The sequence below is a fragment of the Rhizobium sp. P40RR-XXII genome (genome assembly GCF_012641405.1).
Taxonomy (GTDB): domain Bacteria; phylum Pseudomonadota; class Alphaproteobacteria; order Rhizobiales; family Rhizobiaceae; genus Rhizobium.
In genome coordinates this window covers 66,584-78,739 of sequence record NZ_JABAII010000006.1, presented here as the reverse complement: position 1 = coordinate 78,739, position 12,156 = coordinate 66,584, and the positions used below count along the sequence as shown (strand labels likewise).

Annotated in this window: 13 protein-coding genes; 3 read left to right on the top strand and 10 right to left on the bottom strand. The window is 59.9% G+C overall.

What is annotated here, in order from left to right:
* The first annotated feature begins 94 nt into the window (after nucleotides 1-94).
* Nucleotides 95-220 carry a hypothetical protein gene (locus tag HGP16_RS34415; protein ID WP_281408225.1) on the top strand — a complete coding sequence of 42 codons (126 nt, stop codon included), beginning with the start codon at nucleotides 95-97 and terminating at the stop codon, nucleotides 218-220.
* 137 nt (nucleotides 221-357) lie between these two features.
* On the opposite strand, the gene HGP16_RS13425 is transcribed toward HGP16_RS34415, so the two are convergent.
* Nucleotides 358-1,260 (bottom strand): LysR family transcriptional regulator, encoded by a 903-nt coding sequence (locus HGP16_RS13425; protein ID WP_168840517.1) that lies wholly within the window; start codon nucleotides 1,258-1,260, stop codon nucleotides 358-360.
* Nucleotides 1,261-1,350: 90 nt separating this feature from the next.
* Here HGP16_RS13425 and HGP16_RS13420 point away from each other — a divergent pair, with 90 nt between their 5' ends.
* Entirely contained in the window at nucleotides 1,351-2,340 is a 990-nt protein-coding gene (locus HGP16_RS13420) for a nitrilase family protein (RefSeq protein ID WP_168840516.1), read from the top strand.
* A gap of 38 nt (nucleotides 2,341-2,378) precedes the next feature.
* Here the strand turns inward: HGP16_RS13420 and HGP16_RS13415 are convergent, their stop codons facing one another.
* Nucleotides 2,379-2,999 (bottom strand): class GN sortase, encoded by a 621-nt coding sequence (locus HGP16_RS13415; protein WP_168840515.1) that lies wholly within the window; start codon nucleotides 2,997-2,999, stop codon nucleotides 2,379-2,381.
* Complete coding sequence (locus tag HGP16_RS13410; protein ID WP_168840514.1) at nucleotides 2,996-5,254, bottom strand: marine proteobacterial sortase target protein; 2,259 nt, start codon at nucleotides 5,252-5,254, stop codon at nucleotides 2,996-2,998. The genes HGP16_RS13415 and HGP16_RS13410 overlap by 4 nt, the downstream gene beginning before the upstream one ends.
* A gap of 169 nt (nucleotides 5,255-5,423) precedes the next feature.
* On the opposite strand from HGP16_RS13410, the gene HGP16_RS13405 reads away from it, so the two are divergent.
* Entirely contained in the window at nucleotides 5,424-6,185 is a 762-nt protein-coding gene (locus tag HGP16_RS13405; RefSeq protein WP_168840513.1) for a multiprotein-bridging factor 1 family protein, read from the top strand.
* Between the two features lie 21 nt (nucleotides 6,186-6,206).
* On the opposite strand, the gene HGP16_RS13400 is transcribed toward HGP16_RS13405, so the two are convergent.
* The 7 genes from HGP16_RS13400 to HGP16_RS13370 form a co-directional block, all read right to left on the bottom strand.
* Nucleotides 6,207-6,956, bottom strand: a complete 750-nt coding sequence (locus tag HGP16_RS13400; protein WP_168840512.1) for a 2OG-Fe(II) oxygenase — start codon at nucleotides 6,954-6,956, stop codon at nucleotides 6,207-6,209.
* Nucleotides 6,957-7,166: 210 nt separating this feature from the next.
* Nucleotides 7,167-7,787 (bottom strand): YdeI family protein, encoded by a 621-nt coding sequence (locus tag HGP16_RS13395; RefSeq protein WP_168840511.1) that lies wholly within the window; start codon nucleotides 7,785-7,787, stop codon nucleotides 7,167-7,169.
* A gap of 121 nt (nucleotides 7,788-7,908) precedes the next feature.
* Nucleotides 7,909-8,340 carry an SRPBCC family protein gene (locus HGP16_RS13390; RefSeq protein WP_168840510.1) on the bottom strand — a complete coding sequence of 144 codons (432 nt, stop codon included), beginning with the start codon at nucleotides 8,338-8,340 and terminating at the stop codon, nucleotides 7,909-7,911.
* The gene (locus tag HGP16_RS13385; RefSeq protein WP_168840509.1) at nucleotides 8,337-8,660 is read right to left on the bottom strand and encodes an ArsR/SmtB family transcription factor; all 324 of its coding nucleotides are present in this window, start codon (nucleotides 8,658-8,660) and stop codon (nucleotides 8,337-8,339) included. Before HGP16_RS13385 ends, HGP16_RS13390 begins: the two co-directional genes overlap by 4 nt.
* Nucleotides 8,661-8,768: 108 nt before the next feature.
* A complete protein-coding gene (locus HGP16_RS13380; protein ID WP_168840508.1) occupies nucleotides 8,769-9,833 on the bottom strand; it encodes an ABC transporter ATP-binding protein in 1,065 nt (354 codons plus the stop codon).
* 73 nt (nucleotides 9,834-9,906) lie between these two features.
* The gene (locus HGP16_RS13375) at nucleotides 9,907-11,205 is read right to left on the bottom strand and encodes a D-tagatose-bisphosphate aldolase, class II, non-catalytic subunit (protein ID WP_168840507.1); all 1,299 of its coding nucleotides are present in this window, start codon (nucleotides 11,203-11,205) and stop codon (nucleotides 9,907-9,909) included.
* A complete protein-coding gene (locus HGP16_RS13370; RefSeq protein WP_168840506.1) occupies nucleotides 11,202-12,155 on the bottom strand; it encodes an SIS domain-containing protein in 954 nt (317 codons plus the stop codon). The genes HGP16_RS13375 and HGP16_RS13370 overlap by 4 nt, the downstream gene beginning before the upstream one ends.
* Nucleotide 12,156 lies beyond the last annotated feature (1 nt).

The window sequence follows — 12,156 nt, the reverse complement described above, 5'->3', positions numbered from 1 at the left end:
AATATCCGCTGTGGACGAATCACACACCTCCCTTGTCGAGGGCCCGTTGAGCTCTAGTTTGCGAATTTCTAATGATTTGTGAGGGTTAGTGATTGTGAGTTACGACTGGAGCGGCGTCAGGACGCGGCGCATCAAGGCGATCAAGATGGCGGTTTCGGCGGTAATTGCCGCAGCAATTCTCGGCACGCCGACAATGCTTTGGCTGCATGGTTCGTTTTGACAATCAAGGCGCTTGAGCCGTCCACCGACGACGTCGAGTGGACTCACGTTTAGCGCCTTTTGGACAATGGCGTTGGGATGTATAGCCCCATTGCCGGCAAAGAGAGCGATCGCTTTGCATCGCAGAACGCCGATGCGTCAGGATTGCCGCTCGGCCTGCGCTCGGTCGAATTCAAGATTCTTCGATACATGATCCACGAAGCGGGCTGATAGTGGGCTCGTATGTCTGCGATGCCAGCAAATCCCAACCGGCCATCTTGATTCTGGTCCTGAAAGAGACTGCTTATGGCTTGACCCAGCCAATGCCTGCACGCCACGCCAGGGCAGAAATGCCGCGCCCAGGCCGGCAGAAACAATGGCATGCACGGTCAGTATATCATCCGCATATTGGACGATACGGGGCTCGAAGCCGATGAGCGAACACCAGCGCTTGATCTGGTCATCCAGTCCTGGCCCGCGCGATGGCGAAAGTGCCACAAAGCCGAGCTCATTCAGTTCCGTCAACCAACCCTGGGCCGGCATCGTCACTCCACTTGGAAGCACCAGTGCCAGATGCTCTTCGAGTACGGGCATGAACGCCAGGCCACTATCTTCCTCCGGCGCCCGGCAGAAACCGATATCAAGCCGGCCGTCGAGCAGGCGCTGATGCTGGTCCCGTGAAGACAGGTCGTTGAGTGTGATGCTGCAATCCGGTGTCACGGCACGAAAGCTGGCGATCAATTGCGGTGCGGCGACCAGCGTCGATATTCCAAATCCGATATCGAGGTATCCGGTAAGGCCGGTAATGGCGCGATGCATCTTCCGGTCGACATCGTCGTTCAAGCGAAGAAGCGGGCGTGCTTCGCGTTGCAACAGCTCTCCGAGTGGCGTCAGCTTCGCGCCATGACGACCACGTTCGAACAACGCTCCACCCATCGCCGCTTCGAGAGCCTGTATCTGCTTGGTCAGGGTCGATTGGGTGACGAACAGTTTTGCCGAAGCCTTGCCGTAATGGCCGGTGTCGATCAATTGAACGAAGGATCGGAGGAGTTTTATTTCCATTCTATCTAAGAATAATTTTAATCGATAAAGTCATTTTACGAAAGAGAAGGCGCGTGGTCAAATTGCTTCGAGACAAAAGGAGCAATCGACATGGCGCTCAAGATTTCATCCGTGCAGTTTCAGCATCGGGCCAATGACAAGGCCTACAATCTCTCGCGCATAGTGCATTTCACGGAAGAAGCCGTTCAGGCGGGCAACCAGCTCGTCGTATTTCCCGAAATGTGCATCTGCGGATATTGGCACGTTCCCAAGCTCGATGGTCCCGCGCTGCAGGCGCTGGCGGAGCCGCTCTCAGGTCCCTCGCTCAGTCGGGTGGCCGCTCTGGCACGGGAGAAGGGCATCGCGATCGGCGCGGGTTTCTTGGAAGCGGGCGAGAATGAGAAGCTCTACAACAGCTATGCGGTCTGCATGCCGGACGGAAAGATCCACTGCCATCGCAAACTGCATGCCTGGGAGCATCGCCTCATTTCCAGCGGCGATGCCTTCACGGTCTTCGATACGCCTTGGGGAATTCGCGCCGGCATCCTGATCTGCTGGGACAATAATCTGATCGAGAATGCTCGAGTAACGGCGTTGCTTGGCGCCGAATTGTTGATCGCGCCGCACCAGGCAGGCGGCGGCCAATCGGTAAGCCCGCACGGGCTGAAGCGAATACCCGTCGAAAAATGGATCAATCGTCACCAAGATCCAGAGGCGATGGAAGCCGAGTTTCGCGGTCCGAATGGCCGGGAGTGGTTCATGCGCTGGCTTCCCTCGCGCGCGCACGACAACGGGATGTTCATCGTCTTCAGCAACGGCGTCGGCCAGGATGAAGACGAAGTGCGAACCGGCAACGCCATGATCCTCGACCCCTATGGACGGATTCTGGTTGAAACCTGGGCGGCTGCCGATGCAAGGGTGAGCGCTGAAATCGATCTGGCTCTGCTCGACAAATGCACAGGCCAGCGCTGGATAAGGGGCCGCCGCCCGGAACTCTACGGCGTCTTGACCCAACCCAATGCCAATGGTCTTTCAGCCATGGACGCGCGTTACTCGGAAGCGTCTACCCGCGGCATCGAGCAGCCGGGGCCGAACAAATAGGGTCTAGTGCAAGATGTCAGGGCATTTCACCCGAGTCGTCATGGCATGGCCGTTTCTTCAAGATCGCCATAGACCAGATAGCGAAGCGGCCCTGAGGTCACGGCGTCGAAGGGAAAGCATGTCGCGAGCACGAGGTGAACGCCTCGCGCGTCGGGGTCGATCCCGGCCTCATCCCAGCGTGCGACGGCCATATGCGTCACGCGGAAGGTGAAAATCCGGCCGTCGCGGCGTGTGATCCCGATCTGGTCATTTTCCTTGATATTTCGCAGGAAGGTGAAGTGCGTGTCCCGATGGGCCGCGTAAACCGCCATTCCATTCTCGCCGGCCTCCGGCGTGTTGTCGAGATGACCGGGGCCGAAGGCCAGCGCCTGACCGCTTGCGCCATTAAGGGCGATGGCGGAAACGCCGAGACGTGGAACCTCGATGCGCGCCACGGGCCAGGTGTCGGCCCAGCGCCAGGGCTTGACCGGCAAGCCGGACGTCACGCTTTCGGCAAAGGCACGCTCCAGCAGAACCTGCGCCAAAGCTGCTTTCGCGTAGATCCATCCCCCCTGAGCGGCGAGGAAAAGGCCTGTGGCTATCAAAACGCCGGCGGCGAGGGACAGAAGGGAGCGCGCAGGCGCGCTCCCGATTGATTGGATCCGAGCGACGGCGATCATGCCTTGCTCCTTCTCGATACGAAGACCAGCAGCGACGTTCCGAACAGCAGGGCAAGCAATCCCTGCAGGATGAGGAGTGTTGCGGGTGTTGCCGTCTGCGGCAGGGGCGGGCTTGTGGAAGATGGTGCCGAAATTTCCTGAGCATCTGCGGCTGTTTCGACGCCTTGCGACTTGTTGCCCGTCTGATGGTGCTTGGTGTCTGCCTTTGCTTCCCGCGCCGCATCGACGCCGAGGAGCTTGTCGTAGTCCCAGCCGGCCGGCAGCTGCAGCGGAATGGCGGCTGCTGTCAGCGGTGCGTTTGCTGGGCGCAGGCGCTTGGTGTCGACCGCGACGAGGCTCGTCAGGCGCGTCACCAGATGATGCTCCAGCGCCAGCTGCAGGATGCGCTTGTCTGCTTCCGTCTGCGTGATCTTGCCGAGCGTGAGATTGACCTCGGCGTCATCGATCTGGCGGCGTGCCCAGATCTTGGAGATGCCCTTGGCATCGCTTGCCTGATCGAGCGGCAGGGAGATTGTCCAGGGCCGATCGCCGACCATGCCGCTGACGGTCAGGGTGCCGGCAGCTTTCCCCATGCGCTCTGCCAGGACCAGCGGCTCGCCATGATAGATGTCGGGCAGAAGGTTGGGTGAGATGTTGACGTTCTTTTCCGAGAAGGCCGCCGCGACGTCGGTGACGGCGGGATTCTCCAGCTTGTCGAAGAGGGTACGCATGCGTTCGTTCACCTCTGCCACCGACCCGATATGGGTGAAGCTGCCGCGGCCGAGTTCGGCGGCGCGGCTCATCAGATAAGTGTTCGGCGCCGAGCCGATACCGACCATGAAGATGCGCGAGCGTCCACGCGATTGGGCGATGGCATCGAGAAGCTGCTGCTCGTTGTTGACTTCGCCGTCGGTCAGGAACACGACCTGACGCAATCCATTGGCCTGATGGCTGTCATTAAGTGCTGCATGGAGCGGCGGCAGCATTTCGGTGCCTCCAGCAGCCTCCAGGCCGGTGACGAAGCGGCGGGCCGAGGCGATATTGTCGGATGTCGCTGTGAGTGAATCCGGGAAGAATTTGGTCATCGTGTCATCGAAGCGAATGACGTTGAAGCGGTCGTTCGGCTCGAGCCGGGACAGGGCATAATCGAGGCTTGCCCGTGCCTGCTCGATCGACGTGCCGCCCATGGAGCCGGAATTGTCGATAACGAAGACTACTTCGCGGCCGGTCTTTTGCGGTGTCGACAATGCCGGCGGCGTCACATAGGCAAGCACATAATCATCCTTGCCGACATGCTCGCGGAACAGACCGACGCTCGGCACATTGCTTGCGACAGCGTTCCATTCCAGCACGAAGTCACGGTCAGCCGTCGCCTCGCCGTCGAGAACGATCCGCCGTGCACCGTCGCTTACCTTATCGATCTTGACCGTGTGATAGAGGCTTTTGACATCGTCGAGCGGAAAGCCGGCATTGAGATTGACCTTCAGCGTCACGGTATTGATGCGGTTGCTGTCGGGTGCCAACAGAGGTGCGGAGACGGGCTTGTCGCCGGTCTTGCGCGATGGGCTTTGCTTGGTCTGTCCCCAGCCGGCTTTCAGATCGGCTTGCTGTGTGATGGCTTCTGCATTTTGCGGCGTGTAGCGGGGAGCGACGACCAGCGGAACCCGTAGGGAAAAGCGGCCATCGGCTAGGTGTACGGCCTGCTGGTATTCGATCTGAACGACGATCTTTTCATGCGGGCCTATGTTGGCAACCGCATTGGTGAAGACATTCGGTCGCTGCTGCTCGACCAGGGTCGCCTTCTTCCCTTCTCTGCGCGCCTTCTCGTAGATGGCACGTGCGGCCTGCTTCTCCTTGATGTCGGCGACAATGACCCGGTTGCCGACGATCATCTTCAGCGAATAGACGGCGCTATCCTCCCGAAGAGGGAATACGTAGAGGGCTTCGACCCATTTGTCCGTCGAGTTTTCGAAGGCCTGGGTCAGGACCGCGCGCGCCGTCGGTCCGTTGACGTCGATATCGACATCGGTCGCAAGGCGCGGCGCCTCGATATATTTGCCTTCTTCCTTGGTCTGCAGAAGAAGGCTGCCCGCACCCATGTCGTTCGGCGTGACGAAGGCCGCCGGCTGCGCGTGCGATTCCACGGGATGAAGCAGTGCGAAAATGACGGCAAGCACCGGCAGCAGGATGGCGTTGCTGAACCACAATAGCAGGCCGATTCTCGTGAGGGCTGTTTGCCGATTTCGGCTGCGGGAAAGGTTTGGCGAGGCTGACATGACAGGCTCCTTGTTCGCTGAGGAATGACTGAAGCCATTGTGAACAAAGGCGATTTTCTTGCCAGCGTAAGCTTCGCCCTGTTTCGTCCGCATCTTGCCGCAAACGGTCTTGTAGGTGGCGGCCATGTGTGGAATTGTGAAGGAAATTACGCAATCAGGAAACGAGTGAATGGTCCAGGGCGACCCGTATCTATCCGATCATCAGAACAGTGCCGTGGCGGAGCGGGTGAGGGAGGAAATCGCCCGGAGGCGAATTTCCAGGCAGCGACTTGCCAACGATGCGCGCATCAGTCTTTCGACATTGGAGAAGGCTCTTTCCGGGCACCGCCCTTTCACGCTTGCGACCCTCATCCGCCTGGAGCAGGCGATGGGAGTCGTCCTGCGCGATGCGGGCGGAGCACAATCGCCTCCGATCAACGACAAGCCCGGTCATGCTCCCGAGGAACTTGGCGCCTATTCCCGCGCGTCGGTCTCATGGCTCGAGGGCACTTACCTGACGCTTCGTCCGTCCTTCGGCGATCCGAATGCGATTTTTGCCTATTGCACCGAGATCGCCTGGGATGGGGAGCGCGCCTGCCTGAGCTTCAGGGAGCGCGAGCGCAGCGACGCCTCGTTTTCGCAGCAGGGCTCGGTATCCGTTCCGCATCTGTCGGGGCATATCTACCTCGTGACGAATTCGTCCGGGCAATACCGCATGGCGATATTGTCCAGGCCGAGCATCACCGGCGAGATGTTCGGCCTACTAACGACCTTGCGCGCCGGCCAGGGCTCGCATCTGACGCCCGTCTCGACGCCATTGGCCCTGCTGCCAATCGCGGCCTTTGCAAAACCATCGTTGGGGCGCGTTTCGGCCGAAGATCAGAATCACGAGGCTTATTCCGCGGTAATGCGCCGAATTACCGGCGAGAGCTACGCCGGCTTCGTGGGCTGAGACACGCTGCCGGCATAGCCGTCATCGGGCATCGTGAAAGATGATGCCGACAGTGTGACGCATGCCCGAGCGGACCCGGCTGACCCCGTGGCGGAGATTGACACGGTAACTTCCCCTGGTTCCCTGCTCGGGGCGATTATGAACCGCGAAGGCGACAGCATCGCCTTGGCGAAGGGGCACGACCTCCACGCGGCTTTGCATGCGCGGCCGCTGCTCGGTCAAAACGAACTCGCCTCCGGTAAAGTCTTGGCCCGGTTCGGAAAGCAGGATCGCCACCTGGATGGGAAAGGCAAGCTCACCGTAGAGATCCTGGTGCAGGCAATTGAAGTCTCCGGGAACATATTGCAGCAACAGCGGTGTCGGGCGTGTCTGGCCGGCCTCATGGCATTGCGTCAGGAAGGACGCATGCTCATCCGGATAGCGTTCATCCATGCCCATGCGTTCATTCCATTCGTTGGCGATGCCGGCCAGATGAGGATAGAGCGCGGTGCGCAACCCGCTGAGAAGTCCGGGTAGCGGATAGCTGAAGTAGCGGTATTCGCCTTTCCCGAAACCGTGACGCGCCATGATGACATGGCTGCGGAAGTGGCGCTCCTGCGGGTACAGCCTGGAGATCGCATGGCACTCCTCGGGCGTGAGCAGCTGTGGGAGGATGGCGCAGCCGAAGCTGTCGAGCTCCCCGGTGAGGGCTTTCCAATCATAGGCGTCGACGCGCGCCTCGACAGGGTTTTCCGTGGAGGCCTGGGCAGGAATGGATGTCGATGTGTTCATGTCGCGTCCTCGGTGTAGGCGGCTTGGGAGCTTTGATACTCCCGGCGCCGCGAGAACTCGAATCCTAGCGTCCAAACCTGAACGACGGCCACCCGATTTCCACTCAGCCGCTCAGATGAATGAGACGCTAGCGTGCGATCGCTCGGCTCGTGGCGACGCGCTGGCGCTGGCCGGCAGACAGGTTGCGAGGATAGCGGTCGAGTAGGTCGGTTATCGCTCCAGTGCACCCTTTCCGGCGAGAATATGGTTGCGGAACTTCGCTATCCGCGCGGCTCGCGTTTCGGACTTCTTCACGGAGCCGAGGTTGATCACGTAGCTTTTCTTTCGCCCTGGCGTCAGATCGTGGAAAGCCTCCGCCAGCTCGGGATCGGAATCAAGCGCCTCGATCAGTTCGTCCGGCAGTTCGATTTCGCCCACCTCTTTCGCAGGCTTGATACCAGCTTCCGCATATCCCATCGCCTCCTCCAGATAGGCTCGGATGACGGGCTCCATCTTCGCCACGGTGGCATTGCTCACGAAGCGGATCATATCCGGATGCCGGGTATTCTGCCCTTGCTTTTCGAGCATCCCTTGAGGGTCTTTCATCAGTGCCGCGTTAAAGAAAGTGAGGCGAAAATCGCCGCGAAATGCGCCGATGATGACGATGTTTCGTCCCTCATGCATGTAACATGGATGAGCCCATTTCACCGTCTCGGCGAGCCCCGCCTCCAGACAGATCCGACGCAATTCGTTCAGACCGTCAATCCATTGCCTGGTCGAACAGTCCAGCGTCGCAAAGCGCTCGCAGCGTCCGCATCCCTTGCTGAAGAAGTCCTCGATATCGGTAATCATGTCCTCATCCAATTCCTAATTTTGCTACTCGGCACATCGTCAAACAGGATACCATGTCCGACGAACGAAGGCGGTGGGGCAGTCTAAGCATGATGACATCCTCGGCTTGCCGACTGTGGTCTCAACTCACGTTCGCCAGCACCTGTTCAAGCCTTTTAAGGAACTGCCGCCATCCCGCTTTGGCGCCTCCATAGGCCTGTTTCTGATACGGTCGGAAGCCGAGTTGTTCCACGCGCAGATGGGTTCCTCTCACCGTCGGCGCCAGCGTGAAGATCACGACACTCTCCAGATCGAAAGCAGGATCGTCATGTGCGAAATTCCATCTGTAGGATAGCCTGCTGTTCGGCTCGATAACGAGCACCTCGCAATCCAAAACACCGCCCCAGTCGGTGCGAAGAGTAAACCTGTGACCCAAGGCGGGAACGAAATCGTTCTTCATCAGCCATTCCGCCATCAGATGCGGCTGTGTGAGGGCTCGCCAAATCCGCTCAGGCGGGTGAGCGATTTCGCGCTCGACGACGACAGCGCGCAAGTCGGGCGACACTTCTTTCATTGGTCCATCCTGCCGAGCAAGTCTTCGAGATCGTCGAGCTTGCCCTCCCAAAAGCCAGCCATTTGGCCTGCCCAATCAACCAGCGGCTTAAGGGCGTCTCGCTGTACGCTGTAATGGGTCTGGCGTCCTTCGTGCCGGTCACACACCAGCCCTGCCTGTTTTAGAACGGCGAGATGCTTTGAAACACCTGGTTGAGACACGCCGGCATAAGCGGTAAGTGCGGCGACTGTCTGATCGCCATCGTGGCACAATCGCTCGAAGATCGCCCGCCGCGTCGGATCGGCGAGAGCCCTGAAAATTGGATCGTGAGCTTTTGCCATGGCAATTCATAACTCTTTGGCTATTGATTTAATTGATAGCCAAAGAGTTATGAATAAGTCAAGTAGGCGCACAACCTTTGCGACGAACTTCGATCGAGAAAGGTTAGCTCATTCAAGCCGACGGCCCGTCGCTCCGTCGAAAAGATGCAGCCTTCCAAGGTCGGGCATCAGCGAGAGACGCTCTCCAGCCCGCGCACTTACCCTCTCGCGCAACGCCATCACGAGATTGTCCTGCCCTATGCGGGAGACGATCAGCGTCTCTGCTCCGGTGGGCTCCACGACCACGACTTCAGCATCGATCCCGCCTTCACTGATCGAGATGTTTTCCGGCCGAATGCCATAGAAGACCTCGGCCCCTTGCGTGAGATCGAGCCCTTCCGGCAGCGGCAGGCGCCCGCCGCCATCGGCGACGAATTCCAGCGCGCCGGTACTGCTGATCTTGCCACGGATGAGATTCATCCCTGGAGAGCCGATGAAGCCGGCGACAAAAAGGTTGGCCGGCCGATCATAAAGCTCAAGAGGCGAGCCGATCTGCTCGACATAACCATCTCGCATGACCACGATCCGGTCCGCCATCGTCATGGCCTCGATCTGGTCGTGCGTGACGTAGATGGTCGTCGTGCGCAGGCGCTGGTGTAGCTGCTTGATTTCGGAGCGCATCTGGACGCGCAGCTTAGCATCCAGGTTCGATAGCGGTTCATCGAACAGAAACACTTGCGGCTGGCGCACGATCGCACGGCCCATGGCGACGCGCTGGCGCTGGCCGCCGGACAGGTTGCGCGGATAGCGGTCGAGGAGGTTCTCAAGCCCCAAAATCTGCGCAGCGCCGCGCACGCGCCGCTGGGTCTCCTCCTTCGGCGCCTTCGCCAGCCGGAGCGAAAAGCCCATGTTCGCCTCGACAGTCATGTGCGGATAAAGGGCATAGGATTGAAACACCATGGCGATATCGCGGCTCTTAGGCTCGACATCGTTGACCACCTTGCCGCCGATGGCGACATCGCCGCCGCTGATCTCCTCAAGCCCGGCGATCATGCGAAGAAGGGTCGATTTTCCGCAGCCCGAAGGCCCGACGAGAATGACGAACTCACCGTCTTCGATATCGATATTCACCCCATGCAGAACTTCGAAATGACCGTAGCTCTTGCGGACGTTCGTCACGCTTACTGATGCCATAATGATCTCCAAATAGAAAAGCGTGTTGCTCGATCGGCCGCGACCTCGCAGGCCTTGCAGGCGCCAAGTCGGCCTATGCGGTGGTTGCGGCGCAATAGGGCGCCAGGGCTGCATCGATCGCAGCAATGCAGAGATCGCGCGCACGAGGCGGAACTTTTTTTGCGAGCACGGCCGGGTAGATCCGGGCGAGATATTGGCTGATGAGCGTTTCGGGAATATCGCCATCGAAGCGCGCTAGCAGAGTCTCGACTGCCGCTGCTGCCTTCTCGTCCGGCCAGTAGTAGCGGATTCGGTCGCTATAGCTGAAGTGCCGCTGCAGGCGCTGTTCCCCGGCCGATCCGCCATAGTGGGAATTCCAATGACCCGGATTTTCAAGCATGACGGATTCCATGGTCGCGTAGATCGCGCCAGGCAAAGCCTCTCCGGCGAGAACCGACGCAATGGTGTCGAGTCCATAGAGCGCTTCTCGCAAGGCGAAGGTCAGGCCCGGGCCGACCTTGAGGATTGCGAAACCGCCCTTCACGAGGGCGGCAAGCGCCTCTCCAGGCTGGTAGTCGGTGGAATGCGCTTCGAAAAGCAGGCCGGGCATTTGGTCGAGAGCGGCAACCAAACCATGCACGCGATCCGGTCTGTAGAGGACGACATTGGCATTGCCGAACTCGACGCCGGGCTGGACGACGATAGCGATCACCCGCTCCAGAGCATCTTCGACGCCGGCCTTCGCAAAGGCGGCACGATGCACTGCCAGTGTGTTTATCGCAGCCTCTGGTCGCGTCACCTCGAGCTCGTCGAGGGCATGGGTAGCGCCGCCGGGCGGCGGGATCTCGGTTCCGATAATGTAGACGGGCGGGCGGCGACCAAAACGAAGAGCCGCCTGTTCCGCTATGCGGGCAAGCCGCGCAGCGCGCTCCGCTGTCAGCTCGTCGGCCAAGGCCACGGGCTCGCCTGCGCAGCCCATCGATGTATCGAGATGGATCTTTTCGAAACCCGCTTCGACATAGGCCGCAATCATCGCCTCGGCCTTCACCATTGCTTGCTTTGCCGACAGCTTCTTCCACGGGTTCGGCCCGAGATGATCGCCTCCGATGATGAGGCGATCGATGGGAAAGCCGACTGCGGCGGCGATGTCCTCGACGAAGCGGCGGAAGTCGCGGGGCGTCATCCCGGTGTAACCGCCGTCCTGATTGACCTGATTGCAGGTCGCCTCGATCAGCGCGACCGTGTCGCCGCAGGCTGCACGCCTGAGCGCCGCCTCGATGACAAGCGGATGCGCCGAGCAGACCGACGTGAGTCCGCGCGGCAACGTCTTGACGCGATTACCGAGAAGCTTCTTCAGCGCAACGCTGCGATTGTGTTCGACGCAGGCGTTCATCCGAGCATCACGACCTTGGTCAGATGACGGGGTGATACCGTATCGACACCCTTCGACTGCGCTGCCCGTTCGCCAAGAACCTGCAGGGCCGGTAGCACACAGAGACCGGCAAGTGCCGGATCGCAATCGACGGCCAGTTCCAGGTCGCCGGGACCGCCGAAGCCGAGGACGGTTGCTCCCTTTTCCCGCAGTTCCTCGACCAGCAGCGCTTCAGCCGCCTTCTGATCGGCGCTGTAGAGCATGACGACTGTGGTGTTCTTATCGACGAGGCTGATCGGTCCATGGCGGTATTCCAGGGGATGGAAGCCCTGGGTGATGATCTGGCTCATTTCCATCAGCTTCAAGGCACCTTCCAGGGCAATGCCGTAGAGCGATCCGCTGCCAAGGAAAACGAAATGCGAGCGACCTTCGATGACCTTCGGAAGAGCAGCATCGAGCTGATCGGCCAGCCGGCGTGCAGACTGGACAATCGATGGCGGGACTTTTACGCCGACCATCTGCATGCCCAATAGCAGCATCAAGCTTGCCGAAACCGTCATGACGATCCCTTCGTCGTCATGGGTCTGAGCTTCGATCAGCCGATCGCAATTCCTGGCAAGCGAGCTTTCGGGCTCGACCGTAATGGCGGTGACGAACACACCGGCTTTGCGGCTTGCCCTGGCGGCGGCAACGGTTTCCGTTGTTTCACCGCTGCGGGAAAGGGCTACCAGATGGACCTTCTGCCAGCGCGGCCAGAAGACGGCCGGCCGGTTCAGCCATTCAGCGCCCGGCACCGCAATCGCAGGATAGCCGGCGCGATTGGCATGTGCCGCAAGCGACAGGGCAAGATTGTAGGATGTCCCGCAGCCGAGAAAAACCGTTAGTTCGGCATCATGCGGGGTGGAGACTGATCCGATCGCCTTCTCCCAATAGGAGAATTGCTCGAAAATCACCTTTTCCGTCGTATTCATG

Bases quoted from the DNA above. Each gene is read 5' to 3' on its own strand.
- HGP16_RS13425 (WP_168840517.1), bottom strand. From the start codon at position 1,260: ATGGAAATAAAACTCCTCCGATCCTTCGTTCAATTGATCGACACCGGC.
- HGP16_RS13420 (WP_168840516.1), top strand. From the start codon at position 1,351: ATGGCGCTCAAGATTTCATCCGTGCAGTTTCAGCATCGGGCCAATGAC.
- HGP16_RS13415 (WP_168840515.1), bottom strand. From the start codon at position 2,999: ATGATCGCCGTCGCTCGGATCCAATCAATCGGGAGCGCGCCTGCGCGC.
- HGP16_RS13410 (WP_168840514.1), bottom strand. From the start codon at position 5,254: ATGTCAGCCTCGCCAAACCTTTCCCGCAGCCGAAATCGGCAAACAGCC.
- HGP16_RS13405 (WP_168840513.1), top strand. From the start codon at position 5,424: ATGGTCCAGGGCGACCCGTATCTATCCGATCATCAGAACAGTGCCGTG.
- HGP16_RS13400 (WP_168840512.1), bottom strand. From the start codon at position 6,956: ATGAACACATCGACATCCATTCCTGCCCAGGCCTCCACGGAAAACCCT.
- HGP16_RS13395 (WP_168840511.1), bottom strand. From the start codon at position 7,787: ATGATTACCGATATCGAGGACTTCTTCAGCAAGGGATGCGGACGCTGC.
- HGP16_RS13390 (WP_168840510.1), bottom strand. From the start codon at position 8,340: ATGAAAGAAGTGTCGCCCGACTTGCGCGCTGTCGTCGTCGAGCGCGAA.
- HGP16_RS13385 (WP_168840509.1), bottom strand. From the start codon at position 8,660: ATGGCAAAAGCTCACGATCCAATTTTCAGGGCTCTCGCCGATCCGACG.
- HGP16_RS13380 (WP_168840508.1), bottom strand. From the start codon at position 9,833: ATGGCATCAGTAAGCGTGACGAACGTCCGCAAGAGCTACGGTCATTTC.
- HGP16_RS13375 (WP_168840507.1), bottom strand. From the start codon at position 11,205: ATGAACGCCTGCGTCGAACACAATCGCAGCGTTGCGCTGAAGAAGCTT.
- HGP16_RS13370 (WP_168840506.1), bottom strand. From the start codon at position 12,155: ATGAATACGACGGAAAAGGTGATTTTCGAGCAATTCTCCTATTGGGAG.